The 18,682-nt window shown below is 70.0% G+C and carries 15 protein-coding genes; 4 read left to right on the forward strand and 11 right to left on the reverse strand.

Annotated elements, in window-relative coordinates; translation table 11 throughout:
• Positions 1-534 precede the first annotated feature (534 nt).
• The 3 genes from CG747_RS00005 to thyX all read right to left on the reverse strand — a co-directional run bounded on the left by CG747_RS00005 (position 535) and on the right by thyX (position 4,202).
• Positions 535-2,220, reverse strand: coding sequence for a ribonuclease J (locus CG747_RS00005; RefSeq protein ID WP_100599486.1), 1,686 nt, complete (start codon positions 2,218-2,220; stop codon positions 535-537).
• 116 nt (positions 2,221-2,336) lie between these two features.
• Positions 2,337-3,236, reverse strand: a complete 900-nt coding sequence (dapA, locus tag CG747_RS00010; RefSeq protein WP_100599487.1) for a 4-hydroxy-tetrahydrodipicolinate synthase — start codon at positions 3,234-3,236, stop codon at positions 2,337-2,339.
• 219 nt (positions 3,237-3,455) lie between these two features.
• The gene (gene thyX / locus CG747_RS00015) at positions 3,456-4,202 is read right to left on the reverse strand and encodes an FAD-dependent thymidylate synthase (RefSeq protein ID WP_100599488.1); all 747 of its coding nucleotides are present in this window, start codon (positions 4,200-4,202) and stop codon (positions 3,456-3,458) included.
• 242 nt (positions 4,203-4,444) lie between these two features.
• On the opposite strand from thyX, the gene CG747_RS00020 reads away from it, so the two are divergent.
• The gene (locus CG747_RS00020; RefSeq protein ID WP_100599489.1) at positions 4,445-4,684 is read left to right on the forward strand and encodes a hypothetical protein; all 240 of its coding nucleotides are present in this window, start codon (positions 4,445-4,447) and stop codon (positions 4,682-4,684) included.
• 117 nt (positions 4,685-4,801) lie between these two features.
• A complete protein-coding gene (locus CG747_RS00025; protein ID WP_100599490.1) occupies positions 4,802-5,359 on the forward strand; it encodes a PH domain-containing protein in 558 nt (185 codons plus the stop codon).
• A gap of 67 nt (positions 5,360-5,426) precedes the next feature.
• On the opposite strand, the gene CG747_RS00030 is transcribed toward CG747_RS00025, so the two are convergent.
• From CG747_RS00030 to eccD, 6 genes are all read right to left on the reverse strand, one after another.
• Positions 5,427-5,897: a tetratricopeptide repeat protein gene (locus CG747_RS00030; protein WP_100599491.1), complete on the reverse strand. Its 471-nt coding sequence runs from the start codon at positions 5,895-5,897 to the stop codon at positions 5,427-5,429.
• A 5-nt stretch (positions 5,898-5,902) separates the two neighbouring features.
• On the reverse strand, positions 5,903-6,655 hold the full coding sequence (gene dapB / locus CG747_RS00035) for a 4-hydroxy-tetrahydrodipicolinate reductase (RefSeq protein WP_100599492.1): 753 nt from the start codon (positions 6,653-6,655) through the stop codon (positions 5,903-5,905).
• A 47-nt stretch (positions 6,656-6,702) separates the two neighbouring features.
• Positions 6,703-8,082: a pitrilysin family protein gene (locus CG747_RS00040; RefSeq protein WP_100599493.1), complete on the reverse strand. Its 1,380-nt coding sequence runs from the start codon at positions 8,080-8,082 to the stop codon at positions 6,703-6,705.
• Entirely contained in the window at positions 8,079-10,298 is a 2,220-nt protein-coding gene (locus CG747_RS00045; RefSeq protein WP_100599494.1) for a polyribonucleotide nucleotidyltransferase, read from the reverse strand. The genes CG747_RS00040 and CG747_RS00045 overlap by 4 nt, the downstream gene beginning before the upstream one ends.
• 294 nt (positions 10,299-10,592) lie before the next feature.
• The gene (gene rpsO, locus CG747_RS00050; RefSeq protein ID WP_100599495.1) at positions 10,593-10,880 is read right to left on the reverse strand and encodes a 30S ribosomal protein S15; all 288 of its coding nucleotides are present in this window, start codon (positions 10,878-10,880) and stop codon (positions 10,593-10,595) included.
• 154 nt (positions 10,881-11,034) lie between these two features.
• Positions 11,035-12,498, reverse strand: a complete 1,464-nt coding sequence (eccD, locus tag CG747_RS00055) for a type VII secretion integral membrane protein EccD (protein ID WP_100599496.1) — start codon at positions 12,496-12,498, stop codon at positions 11,035-11,037.
• Between the two features lie 253 nt (positions 12,499-12,751).
• Between eccD and eccCa the strand changes: the two genes are divergently transcribed.
• Positions 12,752-16,711: a type VII secretion protein EccCa gene (eccCa, locus tag CG747_RS00060; RefSeq protein WP_100599497.1), complete on the forward strand. Its 3,960-nt coding sequence runs from the start codon at positions 12,752-12,754 to the stop codon at positions 16,709-16,711.
• 109 nt (positions 16,712-16,820) lie between these two features.
• On the opposite strand, the gene CG747_RS00065 is transcribed toward eccCa, so the two are convergent.
• Together CG747_RS00065 and CG747_RS00070 are read right to left on the reverse strand one after the other, a co-directional pair.
• The gene (locus tag CG747_RS00065; protein WP_100599498.1) at positions 16,821-17,651 is read right to left on the reverse strand and encodes a WXG100 family type VII secretion target; all 831 of its coding nucleotides are present in this window, start codon (positions 17,649-17,651) and stop codon (positions 16,821-16,823) included.
• Positions 17,648-17,956 carry a hypothetical protein gene (locus CG747_RS00070; protein WP_100599499.1) on the reverse strand — a complete coding sequence of 103 codons (309 nt, stop codon included), beginning with the start codon at positions 17,954-17,956 and terminating at the stop codon, positions 17,648-17,650. Before CG747_RS00070 ends, CG747_RS00065 begins: the two co-directional genes overlap by 4 nt.
• Before the next feature lie 238 nt (positions 17,957-18,194).
• On the opposite strand from CG747_RS00070, the gene CG747_RS00075 reads away from it, so the two are divergent.
• Complete coding sequence (locus tag CG747_RS00075) at positions 18,195-18,599, forward strand: hypothetical protein (RefSeq protein WP_100599500.1); 405 nt, start codon at positions 18,195-18,197, stop codon at positions 18,597-18,599.
• Positions 18,600-18,682: the final 83 nt, after the last annotated feature.

Here is an 18,682-nt window from a genome sequence, read left to right on the forward strand (position 1 = left end):
TCTGGCGTTGACTTTTGGCACGCTGTTGAGTTCTCAAGGAACGGACGCTTCCTTTGTGCCTGTTTCACCAGGCTCTCCGGGCGCTTCCCTTCGGTCTTGCGTCTCCGACTCTATCAGATCCTTTCGGCCCTGATTTTCGCCGGTGCGATCCGGCCTTTCGGCTTTCTCGCGGTTCCAACCTTACCAGATCCGTTTCCGTCTCTGGCCCCCTGCTGGAGCGGGGTCCGGCCGCTTCGCTTTCGCTTTTCGACCTTTCCGACTTTATCAGATCCTTTTCGCTTCCAGTTTGCGTCTCGATGAGGCGCTACCGGTTCGAATTCGGTTCTGAATTCTTGTCGGAGGGGTTTGCCTTTCGGCTGATCCGACTTTATCAGATTTCTCTGGGTCGGAATTCCGCGGTCTGCGGGGAGCAGTCCGCACGCGCAGCGCGCGGTGCTTCCCGTTCTGGCGGAGCCGTAAACGTACTGGAGCGGGGCGCCCGATGCAAATCGGGGCGCCCCGCTCCTACTTGAGGACCGTCGGACGGTCCGTCCGTCAGACCTCGACGACCACGGGAAGGATCATCGGGCGGCGACGGTAGTTGTCCGACACCCACTTGCCGACCGCGCGGCGGATCAGCTGCTGGAGCTGGTGGGGCTCGGCAATGCCGTCCTGGGCCGCCTTGGACAGTGCCTCGTCGATCTTGGGGATGACGCCCTCGAAAGCTGCGTCGTCGATACCCGAGCCGCGGCCGTGGACGTTGGGGCCGCCGACGGTCTTTCCGGTGCTGCTGTCGACGACCACGTAGATCGAGATGATGCCCTCGTCGCCCAGGATCCGGCGGTCCTTGAGGTGCGCCTCGGTGACATCGCCGACCGAGAGGCCGTCGACGTAGACGTAGCCGGCCTGGATCTTGCCGGTGATCTTGGCCTTGCCGTTGACCATGTCGACGACCACGCCGTCCTCGGCGATGACGATGCGGTCCTTGGGGATGCCCGTCAGTGCGCCCAGTTCGGCGTTGGCGCGGAGGTGGCGCCATTCGCCGTGCACCGGCATGAGGTTCTTCGGCTTGCAGATGTTGTAGAAGTACAGCAGCTCGCCGGCCGAGGCGTGGCCCGAGACGTGGACCTTGGCGTTGCCCTTGTGGACCACGTTCGCGCCCCAGCGGCTGAGGCCGTTGATCACGCGGTAGACCGCGTTCTCGTTACCGGGGATGAGCGACGAGGCCAGGATGACCGTGTCGCCCTGGACGATGCGGATCTGGTGGTCGCGGTTGGCCATCCGGGAGAGGGCGGCCATCGGTTCGCCCTGGGAGCCCGTGCAGACCAGCACCACTTCGTCGTCCGGAAGGTCGTCGAGGGTCTTGACGTCGACGACCAGGCCCGCGGGGACCTTCAGATAGCCCAGTTCACGGGCGATGCCCATGTTGCGGACCATCGAGCGGCCGACGAAGGCGACCCGGCGGCCGTACTCGTGGGCCGCGTCGAGGATCTGCTGGATGCGGTGCACGTGGCTGGCGAAGCTGGCGACGATGATGCGCTTGTCGGCGTTGGCGAACACCTGGCGCAGCACGTTGGAGATGTCGCGCTCCGGCGGGACGAAGCCGGGGACCTCGGCGTTCGTCGAGTCGGAGAGGAGGAGGTCGATGCCCTCCTCGCCGAGCTTGGCGAAGGCCGGGAGGTCGGTCAGCCGGCGGTCCAGCGGGAGCTGGTCCATCTTGAAGTCGCCGGTGTGGACGACCATGCCCGCGGGGGTGCGGATGGCGACCGCGAGGGCGTCGGGGATGGAGTGGTTGACGGCGACGAACTGGCACTCGAAGGGGCCCAGGCGCTCGCGGTCGCCCTCGGCGACCTCCAGCGTGTAGGGGCGGATCCGGTGCTCCTGGAGCTTGGCCTCGATGAGGGCCAGGGTCAGCTTGGAGCCGATCAGCGGGATGTCCGGCTTCTCGCGCAGGAGGTAGGGGACACCGCCGATGTGGTCCTCGTGGCCGTGCGTGAGCACGATGCCGTCGATGTCGTCGAGGCGGTCCCTGATGGACGTGAAGTCCGGCAGGATCAGGTCGATTCCGGGCTGCTCCTCCTCGGGGAAGAGCACTCCGCAGTCGACGATCAGCAACCGGCCGCCGTACTCGAAGACCGTCATGTTGCGGCCGATCTCACCCAGGCCACCGAGGGGGGTGATGCGCAGGCCGCCCTTGGGCAGCTTCGGCGGGGCGCCGAGCTCAGGATGCGGATGACTCAAAAGACTCTCCTCACCATGCGCGCCACGCTGCCGTCGAGGCACGTGGCGCGCATGACATTCGTGCACTTGCTATGTGGCGGTTGACGTTCGTCCATATGCAGTTGTGAAGTCTGTGTTCAGAGCTGTACCCCGCCGGCGGCGAGATCGCGCTTGAGCTGTTCGGTCTCCTCGGGCGAGAGGTCGACCAGCGGCAGCCGCAGCGGACCGGCGGGCAGGCCCTGCAGGTCGAGGGCGGCCTTGGTCGTGATCACGCCCTGGGTGCGGAACATGCCGGTGAAGACGGGCAGCAGCTTCTGGTGGATCTCCGTGGCCTTGGTGACGTCGCCGTTGAGGTGGGCGTCCAGCAGGGCGCGCAGCTCGGGCGTGACGACGTGGCCCACGACGGAGACGAAGCCGACGGCGCCGACCGAGAGCAGCGGAAGGTTGAGCATGTCGTCGCCGCTGTACCAAGCCAGGCCGGAGCGGGCGATGGCCCAGCTGGCGCGCCCGAGGTCGCCCTTGGCGTCCTTGTTGGCGACGATCCGCGGGTGCTCGGCGAGCCGGACCATGGTCTCGGTGTTGATCGGGACGCCGCTGCGGCCGGGGATGTCGTAGAGCATCACCGGCAGGTCGGTGGCATCCGCAATGGCGGTGAAGTGGCGCAGCAGGCCCTCCTGCGGGGGCTTGCTGTAGTAAGGCGTCACCGCGAGCAGGCCGTGGGCGCCGGCGTCCTGCGCGGCGCGGGCCAGCTCCAGGCTGTGCCGGGTGTCGTTGGTGCCGGCTCCGGCGACGACGAAGGCGCGGTCGCCGACGGCTTCGACCACGGCGCGGACCAGCTGGGCTTTCTCCGCATCACTGGTGGTCGGGGACTCTCCGGTGGTGCCGTTGACGACAAGGCCGTCGTTGCCGGCGTCCACCAGGTGTGCGGCGAGCCGCTGCGCGCCGTCGAGATCGAGTGCGCCATCCGCCGTGAACGGCGTGACCATGGCGGTCAGCACCCGCCCGAACGGGGTCTGCGGTGTGGAAGTCGGAGCCATGGGTCCCACGCTACTCGTAGGGCGCCGCAGGGTGTGCCTCTGGGGAGCAGGGATGTGGACTCCGGCACTGCCTGCTCGGGGGTTCAAGCAGTGCCGGGTCCGTTTGTTCAGCGTAAATGAACTTCTCAAAGTGCCGCAATCCGGACACTTCGGACGGGTATCCGATGGATGCGCGCACGGCCCGCCGATCGGGTCGCGGCACCGTGCGCAGTCGAAGCGCTACGGGGCGATACGGCCGTTCGCATTGAAGGCGGCATAGGTCAGGGGCATGAGCTTGGCCCAGTGGGCCTCCATCTGCTCGCCGACCATCTCGATCTCGCGCTGCGGGAAGGAGGGGACCTTCGCCTGCTCGTGCTGCGTCCGCAGGCCGAGGAAGTGCATCAGGGAGCGGGCGTTGCAGGTGGCGTACATCGAGGAGAAGAGGCCGACGGGGAGCACCGCGCGGGCGACCTCGCGGGCGACGCCGGCGGCGAGCATCTCCTGATACGCCTCGTACGCCTGGCGGTAGCTGTCCTCCATGACCCGGCCGGTGAGCTCGTACTGCGCCGAGGTGCCCTCGACGAACTCGTACTTGCCGGGGCGGCCCTGCTGGACGAGCTTGCGGGACTCACCGGGGACGTAGAAGACCGGCTCCAGCTGGCGGTAGCGGCCGGACTCCTCGTTGTACGACCAGCCGACGCGGTGCCGCATGAACTCGCGGAAGACGAAGATCGGCGCGCTGATGAAGAACGTCATGGAGTTGTGCTCGAACGGGCTGCCGTGCCGGTCCCGCATCAGGTAGTTGATCAGGCCCTTGGAGCGCTCCGGGTCCTTCTGCAGCTCCTCCAGGGACTGCTCGCCGGCCGTCGAGACCCGGGCCGCCCACAGCACGTCGCTGTCCGCTGCGCTGTGCTTGACCAACTCGACCGTCACTTCACTGCGGAAGCTGACGGGTGCGCTCTCGGCGCGGTCGGGGGTGTGGGACACCGGCGGTTCCTTCCGTTCGATCCTCGTGCGCGTCCAGCCTACGGCCCGCCACTGACAGCCCGGGAAATGCCGTCTGATGCCGCGTTAGCGGACAAAGAGGAAAAAGGTACCCCCCGCCTGCAGGCCAGTGGACGGCGGTTGATATTTTTCACAGAAGTAACGGAAAACGGGCACCAAACGGACGCCACCGTCGTCTTTCCCTGTGACAGTGCCCACTTCGAGGTTCCTAGGAGAGCCCCCTCATGTTCCGCCGGCGAGAGCCCGTCCCGTTCGCCTTCGTTGCCGAGGCAGACCGGTTCCGCAGCAATATCACTCCCCCGCCGCGCCCGCGCGCCTCGCGCGCGCAGCTCGTCGGCCAGTCCCTGATCACACTCACCGTGGTGGGCGGCCTGACGGGCGCCCTGCTGTTCGGCCTGCCGGCCCTGCAGCAGGACACCTCCGGTTCGACCGGAGTGCACCAATCCGAGGCCGCGCACCGCTGAGCCGGCGGCGGAGCGGACCACCGGGTGGTTCCGCTCCGCCAGTCCCGATAGCCTCACCGCTCACAGCTTCCGTCGGCATGCCGTTCCGTGCCGACCAGCCCTGAGTGAGGACCAGCCGTGCCCCTGCCCTTCCTGACGGCCGATCGCGCCTTCCAGGCCGACGGCCGCGCGGATCCCGTCTCCCTGCCGGACCACGACCCCGACCACTGGCGCCGTCCCTACCGCCCCGGACCGTGGCGGGTGGGGGCGGCGGCGGTGCTTCTGCTGCTCGCCTCGTTCGTCCTGCTCTCCGCGCTGATCATCGCGCTGGCCGGGTCACCGGTCGGGGCGGCGGTCTGCGCGGCGGTGGCGGCGCTGGTGATCGCACTGGCACTGCGGCTGGTGCGGGTGGGCGTCTGGGTGAGCGCCCAGGGACTGCGGCAGGTGAACCTGCTGCGCACCAGCACGCTGCCGTGGTCCGCGGTCGCCGCGGTCCGTACGGTCCAGCAGCCGGTGCGCTGGCTGGGACTGCCGCGGACGGTGCAGGGGCAGGCGCTGCGCGTCGAGCGGGTGCAGGGGGAACCGCTGCGGGCCCTGCTGACGGACCGCAACGGCGACTTCCTGGGCCGCTCGGAGCGGTTCGAGCAGGCCGCCGACGTACTGGAGGCATGGGCGGCGCAGTACCACCGCCCCTGAGAACGACGACCGCCCGGGTCCGTACGGCTGTTCCGTACGGACCCGGGCGGTCGTCGTTTTCGGGGACTCAGCCGGTCCGGACCGGCTCACCGGGGAACGGTTTGCCGTCGTGCAGGGCGATCGCGCGCTGCATGGCCTTGCGGGCGCGCGGGGTGTCCCGGGCGTCCCGGTACGCGACGGCCAGCCGGAACCAGGCGCGCCAGTCGCCGGGCGCCTCCTCGGTCTCGGCCTGCCGCCGGGCGAAGACCGCGTCGGCCGCGTCCCGGTCGATCCGGCCGCCGGGGGTGCGCACGAACTCGTCGACCGGCAGGCCGCCTTCGGCCTCCAGCTCGCCGGCCAGCCGGTTCGCGTCGCGGGCGAAGCGGGTGTTGGCCCACAGGAACCAGCCGCCCAGGAACGGCAGGACGAAGGCCACCGCGCCCATGCCCATCGCCGCCGGTTCGCCGGTCAGCAGGAGCAGTACGCCCTCCATCGCCACCACGCCGAAGACCAGCACCAGCACGGTGGCGAGGAAGAAGTACGTGATCTTTCCACCCATGGTCGTCAGCCCAGATCGAGGAAGTTCTCCAGGCCCACCGTCAGGCCCGGAACGTCCACCACGCGCCGCGCGCCGAGCAGGATGCCCGGCATGAAGCTGCTGTGGTGCAGGGAGTCGTGGCGGATGGTGAGGGTCTCCCCCACCCCGCCGAGCAGTACCTCCTGGTGCGCCAGCAGACCGCGCAGCCGCACCGAGTGCACCGGGATGCCGTCCACGTCCGCGCCGCGGGCGCCGTCCAGCGCGGTCTGGGTGGCGTCCGGCTGCGGCGGGCAGCCGGCCTCCGCGCGGGCCTGGGCGATCAGCTGCGCGGTGCGGGCGGCCGTGCCGGACGGGGCGTCCGCCTTGTCGGGGTGGTGCAGCTCGACGATCTCGGCGGACTCGAAGAAACGGGCCGCCTGCTGCGCGAACCGCATGGTGAGCACCGCGCCGATGGAGAAGTTCGGGGCGATCAGCACACCGGTGCCGGGGGCGGCGGCGAGCCAGGTGCGCAGCTGCGCGAGGCGTTCGTCGGTCCAGCCGGTCGTGCCGACCACACCGTGGATGCCGTGCCGCAGGCAGAAGCCGAGGTTGTCCATCACGGCGTCGGGGTTGGTGAGTTCCACCGCGACCTGGGCGCCGGTCTCCACCAGCGTCTCCAGCTTGTCGCCGCGGCCGAGGGCGGCGACCAGCTCCATGTCGTCGGCGGCCTCGACGGCCCGGACGGCCTCGGAGCCGATGCGCCCCTTGGCTCCCAGGACGGCCACGCGCAGCTTGCTCATCGTTTTCCGCTCTCTCTCGTGGTGGGACGGCACACTGACGCCGTCGCCTAGGCGACGGCGTCCTCCAGGCGGGCCGCCTGCCGGTCCTTCAGGGGGCCGATGACGGACAGCGAGGGGCGTGCGCCCAGGACATCACGGGCCACCTCCCGGACCTCGTCCGGGGTCACTGCCGATATCCGGGCCAGCACCTCGTCGACGGACATGTGCTCGCCCCAGCACAGTTCGCTCTTGCCGAGCCGGTGCATCAGCGCGCCGGTGTCCTCCAGGCCGAGGACCGTGGAGCCGCGCAGCTGGCCGATCGCGCGGCGGATCTCGTCGTCGGTGAGGCCCTCGGTCGCCACCGTGTCGAGTTCGTCGCGGCAGATCTTGAGGACGTCGTGCACCTGGTTGGGCCGGCAGCCGGCGTAGACGCCGAACAGGCCGCAGTCGGCGAAGCCCGAGGTGAAGGAGTACACGCTGTACGCCAGGCCGCGCTTCTCGCGGACCTCCTGGAAGAGGCGGGAGCTCATCCCGCCGCCCAGGGCGGTGTTCAGCACGCCCATCGCCCAGCGCCGGTCGTCGTTGCGGGCCATACCGGGCATGCCGAGGACCACGTGCGCCTGCTCGGTCTTGCGGCCGAGCAGTTCGACCCGGCCGGCGGTGCGCAGGGTGCGGTGGCCGGTGCGCGGGGCGATCGGGGTGGCGTCCGCGCGGTGCAGTGCCCCGGCCTGCTCGAAGGCGCGCCGCACCAGGCGGACGACCTTGGCGTGGTCGACGTTGCCGGCGGCGGTGACGACCAGGTGGGTGGGGTCGTAGTGCTTCTTGTAGAAGCGCCGGATGCGATCGGCCGACAGCGCGTTGACGGTGTCGACGGTGCCGAGGACCGGGCGGCCCAGCGGGGTGTCGCCGAGCATGGTGTGCGCGAACAGGTCGTGCACGCAGTCGCCCGGGTCGTCCTCGGTCATCGCGATCTCTTCGAGGATCACCCCGCGCTCGGCGTCCACGTCCTCGGCCTCGATCAGCGAGCCGGTGAGCATGTCGCAGACCACGTCTATGGCGAGCGGCAGATCGGTGTCGAGCACCCGCGCGTAGTAGCAGGTGTACTCCTTCGCCGTGAAGGCGTTCATCTCGCCGCCGACCGCGTCGACGGCCGCGGAGATGTCCAGGGCGGAGCGCCGCCCGGTGCCCTTGAAGAGCAGGTGCTCCAGGTAGTGGGTGGCACCGTTCAGGGACGGGGTCTCGTCGCGGGAGCCGACGTTCGCCCAGATCCCGAAGGTGACGGAGCGGACGGTGGGCAGCGTCTCGGTGACCACCCGCAGCCCGCCGGGGAGGGTGGTGCGGCGGACCGTGCCGGCGCCCGCGGCGCCCTTCAGAAGCGTTTGGGTACGGGCGACGGCCCGCCCCTCCGAGGAGGTGCGGGCCGTCGTCGTGTACGTACGGGACGTCACTTGGCCTGGTCGTCCTTCGTGTCGGCCTCGGTGTCTTCGCCCTCGATCACGGGGATCAGGGAGAGCTTGCCCCGCTGGTCGATCTCGGCGATCTCGACCTGGACCTTGGCGCCCACGCCGAGCACGTCCTCGACGTTCTCGACGCGCTTGCCGCCGGCCAGCTTGCGGATCTGCGAGATGTGCAGCAGGCCGTCCTTGCCCGGGAGCAGGGACACGAACGCACCGAAGGTGGTCGTCTTGACGACGGTGCCCAGGTAGCGCTCGCCGACCTCCGGCATGGTCGGGTTGGCGATGCCGTTGATCGTGGCGCGGGCGGCCTCGGCGGCCGGGCCGTCGGCGGCACCGATGTAGATGGTGCCGTCGTCCTCGATCGTGATGTCGGCGCCGGTGTCCTCCTGGATCTGGTTGATCATCTTGCCCTTGGGGCCGATGACCTCACCGATCTTGTCCACCGGGATCTTGACGGTGATGATCCGCGGCGCGTTCGGGGACATCTCGTCCGGAACGTCGATGGCCTCGTTCATCACGTCGAGGATGTGGAGGCGGGCGTCGCGGGCCTGCTTCAGCGCGGCGGCCAGGACCGAGGCGGGGATGCCGTCGAGCTTGGTGTCGAGCTGGAGCGCGGTGACGAACTGCTTGGTGCCGGCGACCTTGAAGTCCATGTCGCCGAAGGCGTCCTCCGCACCGAGGATGTCGGTGAGGGCGACGTAGTGGGTCTGGCCGTCGATCTCCTGGGAGATCAGGCCCATGGCGATGCCGGCGACCGGGGCCTTGAGCGGCACACCGGCGTTCAGCAGCGACATGGTCGAGGCGCAGACCGAGCCCATGGACGTCGAGCCGTTGGAGCCCAGCGCCTCGGAGACCTGGCGGATCGCGTAGGGGAACTCCTCGCGCGTGGGCAGCACCGGCACGATGGCGCGCTCGGCGAGCGCACCGTGGCCGATCTCGCGGCGCTTGGGGGAGCCCACGCGGCCGGTCTCGCCGACGGAGAACGGCGGGAAGTTGTAGTTGTGCATGTAGCGCTTGCGGGTCACCGGGGAGAGGGTGTCCAGCTGCTGCTCCATGCGGAGCATGTTGAGGGTGGTGACGCCCAGGATCTGGGTCTCGCCACGCTCGAACAGCGCGGAACCGTGCACCCGCGGGATCGCCTCGACCTCGGCGGCGAGCGTACGGATGTCCGTCACCCCGCGGCCGTCGATGCGCTTCTTCTCCTTGATGACGCGCTCCCGGACCAGGGTCTTGGTCAGCGAGCGGTACGCGGCGGAGATCTCCTTCTCGCGGCCCTCGAACTCCGGGAGCAGCTTCTCGGCGGCCAGACCCTTGACGCGGTCCAGCTCGGCCTCGCGGTCCTGCTTGCCGGCGATGGTGAGCGCCCGCCCGAGCTCGTCCTTGACGGCCTTGGTCAGCGCCTCCAGGACGTCGTCCTGGTAGTCGAGGAAGACCGGGAACTCGCCGGTCGGCTTGGCGGCCTTCGAGGCGAGGTCCGCCTGGGCCTTGCACAGGACCTTGATGAAGGGCTTGGCGGCCTCCAGACCGGCGGCGACGACCTCCTCGGTCGGGGCCTCGGCGCCACCCTTGACCAGCTCGATGGTCTTCTCGGTGGCCTCGGCCTCGACCATCATGATCGCGACGTCGCCGTCGGGCAGCACCCGGCCGGCCACGACCATGTCGAAGACCGCGTCCTCGAGCTCGGTGTGGGTCGGGAAGGCCACCCACTGGCCGTTGATCAGGGCGACACGGGTCGCGCCGATCGGGCCGGAGAAGGGCAGGCCGGCCAGCTGCGTGGAGCAGGAGGCGGCGTTGATGGCGACCACGTCGTAGAGGTGGTCGGGGTTGAGCGCCATGACCGTCTCGACGATCTGGATCTCGTTGCGCAGGCCCTTCTTGAAGGAGGGGCGCAGCGGCCGGTCGATGAGGCGGCAGGTGAGGATCGCGTCCTCGCTGGGGCGGCCCTCGCGGCGGAAGAAGGAGCCGGGGATCTTCCCGGCTGCGTACATCCGCTCCTCGACGTCGACGGTCAGCGGGAAGAAGTCCAGCTGGTCCTTCGGGGTCTTGGAAGCGGTGGTGGCCGACAGCACCATGGTGTCGTCGTCCAGGTACGCCACGGCGGAGCCGGCGGCCTGCTTGGCCAGGCGGCCCGTCTCAAAGCGGATGGTGCGGGTGCCGAAGGAACCGTTGTCGATCACGGCTTCGGCGTAGTGGGTCTCGTTCTCCACCAGGAATGTCTCCTCGTCAGCGTCCGCTGCCCGTGTGGCAGCGGACCGTCTTCGGTGGAGCGCCGGTGCGGGCCGGTCTTCGATCGAAGCACCCGGAGTGGTGTCGCATGGTCTGCCATGGACGGCCCGGGGGCCACTACCGAGGACCGGCGGCCAGGAGGCGCTCCTACCGCGTTCGCTTTTGCGATATGGCACCAGAGTACAAAGCTTCCGCCCACCGCGCGGCGGGACGGCTGTCCGGTGCGTACGGCAAAGGGAGCGGCCCCCGGTGGGAACCGCTCCCTCTGTGCCGTCTTACTTGGCGCCCGCCGCGCCGCGGCGGATGCCCAGGCGCTCGACCAGCGCGCGGAAGCGCGTGATGTCCTTCTTCGCCAGGTACTGCAGCAGGCGGCGGCGCTGGCCGACCAGCAGCAGCAGACCACGGCGGGAGTGGTGGTCGTGCTTGTGCGTCTTGAGGTGCTCGGTCAGGTCCGAGATGCGGCGGGAAAGCAGCGCGACCTGGACCTCGGGGGAGCCGGTGTCACCTTCCTTGGTGCCGAACTCGGTCATGATCTGCTTCTTCGTGGCGGCGTCGAGCGACACGCGTACTCCTTGGGGTTCCGGTCCGCGAGCGTCCCTGGAAATGCAGCACAGGGAATCTTGGATGACTCGATCGGACCGTCGGACAGCGTACCAGCAGCGGGACGGCCCCCCGACCGGGTGGTCGGGGGGCCGTCTCGTCAGTGGTGCGGTGCGGCTAACTGCTGGTGAGGCCGCGCACGGTGTTGTACACGTCGAGCACCGCCAGGCACAGCGGCACCAGGGACAGCAGGACCAGGCCGTCGAAGATGTCGAAGATCCGGCCCCAGAAGGGGGTGACGCCCTTCTTCGGGACGACCAGGCCGACCCCGACGAGGAGCGCGGCACCCACGGCGATGCTGCAGGAGAACCAGACGGTGCGGACGTTCAGCGGCCCGGCGTCCTGGAAGCGCTCCAGGGTGACGAAGATGTCGAGCGGCGGGTGCAGCGCGATGCCCAGGATGAGCAGCACGATGGTGAAGATGCCGGCGATGGTCAGGCAGGCGACCTGGGCGGTGTAGTCGAAGAGCCGGGCGCGCAGCATGATCGTGATGCCGGCGGCCATGGCCAGCACCTGGGCCCAGACGTTGTCGGAGAAGCCGAGGACGACACCGGCGGAGCCGACGACCAGGGCGGAGCAGCCGGCGACCAGGCCGAGCAGGAGCTCGTGGCCGCGCTTGGCCTGGTTGCCGATCTTCACGAAGTCGACCGTCTCGGTCTCGGAACCGGTCTCCAGGGCGCCCTTGGCGATCTGGTCGGGCGAGCGGTAGCCGATCGGCAGCCGGGCGAACCGGGCGGAGAGGCTCGGCAGCCAGGCGACCATGGCGATGGAGACCACGGCGGTGACCGCGGCGACCTCGCGCGGGGCGGCGTCGGTGAGGATCGCGGCGAAGACCGCGAGGGTGCCGATGGCGGAGAGGAAGGCGGCCGCGACGAAGGGCGCGTCACCGCGCGGCAGCATGACCACCAGGAGGACCGAGGCGATCAGGACGGTCACGCAGCCGACGAGCAGGTGGAGCCGGCCGGGGCCGCCGCCGGGGTCGACGGGGAAGATGCCGGAGCCCGCGATGAGCAGGTGCGGCAGCGACGCCAGGCCCAGGGCGATCGACGAGGCGTGGTCGTCGTAGACCCGGGCGCGGACGCCGGACAGCGCCACCAGGACGACGCCGACCACGCCGGCGATGATGCCGGGGAGCCGGTGCATGTCGCGGTTGACCGGGTTCGAGAACCACAGCGCGAACGCCATCATCACCAGCAGCAGCACACCGGCGCTGAGGCCGACGACGCGCATCAGGTCGTCGCTCCAGCGGCTGCGGTTCTGCTTGACCGCGGAGGCGATGGCGTCCGAGACGTCGTCGAAGACCGGCAGCGGCAACGACTCGGCGAACGGCTTCAGCAGCAGCAGGTCGCCGTCGAGGATCTGCTGCTGGGCCAGCGACTGTCCGGCGTCGAGCACCGTGCCGTCGCGGCGTACGAGGTGATATCCGGTCGGGGCGCCCTCGGCCTGGGACTGCCCGGAGAGCCGCAGGATCTCCGGATAGATATCGACGAGTGCCACGTCCTCCGGCAGTGCCACGTCGATCCGTGCGTCCGGCGCGGCGACCGTGACCCGGCAAAAGCCGGTGCCAGTGCTCGTACTCACCTGGCGGTTCCCCCTATCCGTTGGGCGTTTTGTCGCGTCGCGCGCCCTATATATAGGGCCACCCGTACGGGGCTGTGGCGCGCTCGCGGGGCGTCAGCGTACCGTCCGATCGGGGCCCTGCCCCACCCACCCCTTGACTTGACGCCTAACAGTAGGATCAACGCCTGCGTCGGGCCAAGGACTTGGCTCGGGGGACCGTCGAACCAACGGGGGCGGTCCGAGACTGCGAGATGCATGAAGGACTGATGCCTCGGTGAGCGTTGTCATCGTCAAGCGCCCGCCCCGCGCGCTTCCACCTGAAGTCCCCTCGGAGGAGGTGGTACTTGAGGCGCCTCCGGAGCTTCCCCGCGAGGGAGAACCGGAGAACCTGCTGATGACCTTCATGCCCATGATGGGCATGGCGTCCTCGGCGGGCTTCTTGTTCATGGGGAACCAGCCGTTCATGAAGATCATGGGCGGTTTCATGGTGGCCACCACACTGGCGATGGCGATCATGCAGATCGTCAAGGCCCGCCAGGGGCCTTCCGGACAGATGGTCCAGGAACGCCAGGACTACCTCAAGTACCTTGCGCAGAAGCGGAAAGAGGTGCGGCGCACCGCGCGCAGGCAGCGCGACGCGCAGCTGTTCACCCATCCCGACCCGAGCCAGCTGTGGTCCGTCGTGGCCGAGGGCAAGCGGGTCTGGGAACGCCGGGCGAACGACCCGGACTTCGCGCAGGTGCGCCTGGGGCTGGGGCCCCAGCAGCTGTCCACTCCGCTGCGGGCGCCGGAGACCGCTCCGGTCGACGAGCTGGAGCCGCTGACCGCGCACGCGATGAAGGAATTCCTCGACAAGCACGGCCATCTGGACAGCCTCCCGCTGGCGGTGTCGCTGCGCGCCTTCTACCACCTGACGGTCTCCGGTGACCCGGACACCGTCTACGGCGCCTCGCGCGCCATCATCGCCCAGCTGTGCACGCTGCACTCGCCCGAGGACCTGGTGGTGGCCATCGTCGCCGCGCCGGGTGCGCAGGCCGAGTGGGAGTGGACGAAGTGGCTGCCGCAGGTCCAGGACGTGACCACCGACGGCGCCGGTACCCGCCGGCTGGTCGTCGGCGACCTCGGTGAGATCGAGGAGCTGCTGGCGGACGAGCTGGACGGCCGCGGGCGGTTCAGCCCGCAGGGCCAGCCGGTGACCGACAGCCCGCACGTCGTCGTCGTGCTGGACGGCGGCGACGTCCCGATGGACTCGGTGATCGCCGGGGCCGAGGGCCTCCAGGGCGTCACCATCCTGGAGGTCGTGCCGGGCGATCTGGACGAGATCCGCGGCGGTCTGGCCGTCCAGGTGTCGCCGGGCAAGCTGGTGCTGGAGTCGGCCAGCGGTGCGGTCTACCACGGGTCGTGCGACACCCTGTCGATCGCCGAGGCGGAGGCGCTGGCGCGCCAGCTGGCCCCGCTGCGGGCCGGTTCGGGTGCGGACGGCGAGGACCCGCTGCTGTCCTCCATGGACTTCACCGACCTGCTCAACATCGGCGACGCCGGCACGCTGGACGTGTCGCGCACCTGGCGCCCCCGGACGCTCGCCGAGCGCCTGCGGGTGCCGATCGGTGTCGACCGCGACGGCCAGCCGGTCATGCTGGACATCAAGGAAGCGTCGCAGCAGGGCATGGGCCCGCACGGCCTGTGTGTCGGTGCAACCGGTTCCGGTAAGTCCGAGGTGCTGCGCACCCTGGTGCTCGCGCTCGCGGTCACGCACTCCTCGGAGACCCTCAACTTCATCCTCGCCGACTTCAAGGGTGGCGCCACCTTCACCGGTATGTCGGAGATGCCGCACGTCGCGGCGGTCATCACCAACCTCGGTGAGGACGTCACCCTGATCGACCGCATGCGCGACTCGATCACCGGTGAGCTCCAGCGCCGTCAGGAGCTGCTGCGCTCGGCGGGCAACTACGCCAACATCACCGACTACGAGAAGGCACGTGCCGCCGGCGCTCCGCTGGACCCGCTGCCCTCGCTGGTGATGATCATCGATGAGTTCTCCGAACTCCTCGCCGCCAAGCCCGACTTCATCGAGATGTTCATCCAGATCGGCCGTATCGGCCGTTCGATGGGTGTGCACATGCTGCTCGCCTCGCAGCGGCTGGAAGAGGGCAAGCTGCGCGGTCTGGACACCTTCCTGTCCTACCGGCTGGGCCTGCGGACGTTCTCCGCGGCCGAGTCGCGGACCGCGATCGGTGTGCCGGACGCCTACCACCTGCCGAACGTTCCCGGTTCCGGCATCCTGAAGTACGACACCGAGACGATGGTCCAGTTCAAGGCCGCGTACGTCTCCGGTACCTACCGCGGCCCGGGCGGCGGCGGTCGCAGCGCCGGCGGTGGCCGGTCGATGCGGATGCCGGTGCCGTTCACGGCGGCCCCGGTCATCGAGCAGATCATCGAGGAGCCGGTCGCCGTCGAGGCGACGGAGCCGGAGATCGACGACGCGCTCGCCGACACCGTCCTGGACGTCATGGTCCAGCGGATGCAGGGCCAGGGCCCACCGGCCCACCAGGTGTGGCTGCCGCCGCTGGAGGAGGCGCCCACGGTCAACCAGCTGCTGCCGGCCCTCGCGGTCACGCCCGAGCGGGGTGTGCACGCGCCGGAGTACACCGCGCTGGGCAAGCTCGTGGTGCCGGTCGCGCTGGTGGACAAGCCGTTCGAGCAGCGGCGTGACGTGATGTACCTGGACTTCTCCGCCGGTGCCGGTCACGGTCTGGTCGTGGGTGGTCCGCAGTCCGGTAAGTCGACGCTGATCCGGTCCGCCATCGCCGCGTTCGCGCTCACCCACACGCCGGCCGAAGTGCAGTTCTACTGCCTCGACTTCGGCGGTGGCGGCATGCTCAGCCTGGAGGGGCTGCCGCACGTCGGCGGTGTCGCCTCGCGTCTGGACGCCGAGAAGGTGCGCCGTACGGTCTCCGAGGTCGTCGGCATCCTCAACGAGCGCGAGGAGTTCTTCCGCGCGAACAGCATCGACTCGATCGCGACCTACCGCCAGCGGCGGGCCGCGGGCGCCTTCCCCGACCAGAAGTGGGGCGACGTCTTCCTGGTCATCGATGGCTGGGGCACGTTCAAGACCGACTACGAGCAGATGGACCCGGTGATCCTGGACATCGCCGGCCGGGGTCTCGGTTTCGGCATCCACCTCATCATCGCCGGCTCGCGCTACACCGAGGTGCGGCCCGCACTGCGCGACCAGCTCCTCAACCGCGTGGAGCTGCGCCTGGGCGACCCGATGGAGTCGGAGTTCGACCGCAAGCGCGCGGAGAACGTCCCGATGGGCAAGCCCGGTCGCGGTCTGTCCCCCGACAAGCTCGACTTCCTGGCGGCGCTGCCGCGGCTGGACGGGATGAGCGACCCGGAGACGCTCAGCGACGGCGTCACGAACCTGGTGCAGACGGTCAGCGAGCACTGGCAGGGCGAGCCCGCCCCCGCGGTGCGGATGCTGCCGACGATGCTGCACGCCAGCGACCTGCCCCGGGGTGGCGACTACCCGGACCACGGCATCGCGATCGGCGTCGACGAGACCACGCTGTCCCCGGCGTTCATCGACTTCGAGACCGACCCGCTGCTGGTCATCTACGGCGAGAGCGAGTCGGGCAAGTCGTCGCTGCTGCGCCTGCTGACGAAGCAGATCGCCGAGCGGTACCCGACCGACAAGGCGCTGATGGTGGTCTCCGACTACCGGCGCGCGCTGCTCGGCGAGATCCCCGACAGCCACCTGTACAAGTACTGCGCCGCAGGGCCGCAGCTCCAGGAGGTCATCGGCGGTCTGGCCGGGTCGCTGGGCCGGCGCATGCCGGGTCCGGACGTCACGCCGGAGCAGCTGCGCAACCGCAGCTGGTACGACCTGCCGGACGCGTTCGTGATCGTGGACGACTACGACCTGGTGGCGACCAGCAGCGGCAACCCGCTGCAGCCGCTGCTGGAGTACCTGCCGTTCGCCCGTGACCTGGGTCTGCGCCTGATCCTGGCGCGCAGCTCCTCGGGTGCCGGCCGGTCCTCGTTCGAGCCGGTCATGCAGCGTGCCAAGGAGCTCGGCGCGCAGGGTCTGATCCTGTCGGCCGACCCGGCCGAGGGCCCGCTGATGGGCAACGTCAAGGGTCAGCAGCTGACGCCCGGACGTGGCACGTTCATCACGCGCAAGCGCGGTGCGCAGCTGGTCCAGACCGGCTTCCTGCCGCTCAGCAGCCAGTAACCACCGGTCCGTACAACGGCGGTGGGGCGCCCCTCCCAGGAGGGCGCCCCACCGCCGTTTTCCGTTCGTACGGGCCGGCCGGCCCGCGGTTCCCGCCGTGCCCCTCGGGTCAGCCGAAGGCGCCGTGCTGGGTGACGTCCGGGCCGGGCGGGGCGGACGCGCCGTCGGCCGGGGCGGCGTCGGCGGCACCGCCGGCGGCCTTCCCCGCCTTCCGGTCGGCAGTCCCGGCCGCCTTCGCCCCCGGCTTCTCCCCGGCTTTCGCCGCGGCCTTCTCGGAGCCCTGCTCCGGCCCCTTCCCGGCCGCCGCCTTCTGCTCGGCCGCCTGCTGCCGGGCGGCCGCCTTCGCCTCCCGCTCCTCCGCCGCGCGCTGCTCCTCGGCCGGGTTCGTCCGCACGCCCTTGGCGATGCCCTCGCCGCCGCGCGTCGCGGCCTCGCCGTCCCGGGGCGTCCCGAACGGGTCGGGCCCGTGGGCGGCCGTGGAGGAGTCCCACTGGTGCCGCAGCTGCGGGACCTGGCTCTGGCCGCCCCCGCCGCCCCGGCCGCGCTTGCCCAGGGCGCCGCCGAGGCCGTTGGCGAGCTGGCCCAGCGCCATGAAGCCGTAGGCCATCTCGTTGCCGGACGACTGCGTGGCGTTCTGCCCGCCGCCCGCGGAGGCCGCGGTGTGGTCCCCGTCTGTGCTGCCGGTCTGGTGCGTGGCGGCGGCGCTCTCCAGGTCGGCCGCGGCCAGTTCGAAGGCCGGCAGGGAGTCGTCCACGGACCGCTTCAGCTGGTGCCACTCGGCGGCGAACGCCTCGCCCGCCGGGCCGTGCCAGTCGGCCGAGGCGGCGGTGCCGACATGCCGGTCCAGGTCGCGGACGAGCCCGTCCAGGTGCTTGCCCATGTCCCGCCAGCCGGCCGCCGCCTCGTGCAGCGCGTGGGGATTGCGTCGTGGCTCGGTCACTTGACGCTCCGCATGATCTCGACCAGCTCGTCCTCTGCCGCCTGGGTGTTCGCGACGGTCTCCTTGATGCCGCCGCCGACCTCGGCGAGCCGCCGCTGGAGCTGTGCCAGGGCGCGCTCGGCCTCGTCGAACAGCTCGCGGTAGGGCCGGGCCGCCTCGTCGCTGCCGAAACCGTCCCGGAGCGCATCGGCGTCCGCCCGCCGCCTGAATGCGCTCAGCTGCCGGCTCAGTTCTTCCGCACGCATCTCGAAGGTCGTACCGAGCTTGTGCAACGCCTCGGTACTGAGCCGGACTTCATCGGACATCATTTCTCCCCGAATTGAATGACAGCAACCTGCTGAACATCGCTCCAGGTCTAGCACACCCGCAATAGGCCCGAAGCCCCCCGCGGAGTGGCTTCTGCACGAAGCGGGGAAGGGATGCGGAGCAATATGCGGCAATACCGACAACCCCGCCTTGACGACCCGTTCATACCCGTCATTACACTCAGGACGCCGGTGCAGCACGCGCGGTTGCTGTGCCACCACGTACGAGGGGGCAGACATGAGCAATGAGCGGCAGATCCAGGACGAGGACCTGATGGACGTCGCCCACGACCAGGAGCAGGCACACCGCCTTCGGAAGGCGCTGAAGGTGCTCGCCGACAACCCGAATGTGGGCGGCAAGCTCCAGGAGATGGCCAAGGAGGTGCTCTCCGGCCGGATGGGCATGAAGGAGGCCATCGAGACGCCCGGTTACATGGACGCGCTGGGCGACCGGCTGAACCAGATGCGGCGGGCGGCCGAGGATCAGACGATGGCCGAGCGCGAGGAGTCCCGCGCGAAGTTCGCCGAGTGGCAGAAGAAGCAGGAAGAGGAGGAGGACCAGGAGCGCGCCGAGCGCGACGGCCCGAGCCTCAACCTCGTCACCGGCCCGCGCCGCGGCAGCAGCGGCCGCGGCCGCGCCTGACCCTCCCGACAGGGCCCGCGGCGGCCACGCCCCCGCGGGCCGGGTCGGACGCCGGCGGACGGTCCGCCCTCACGGCCGGTGCG

The sequence above is a fragment of the Streptomyces sp. CB02959 genome (genome assembly GCF_002803155.1).
Lineage (GTDB): Bacteria > Actinomycetota > Actinomycetes > Streptomycetales > Streptomycetaceae > Streptomyces.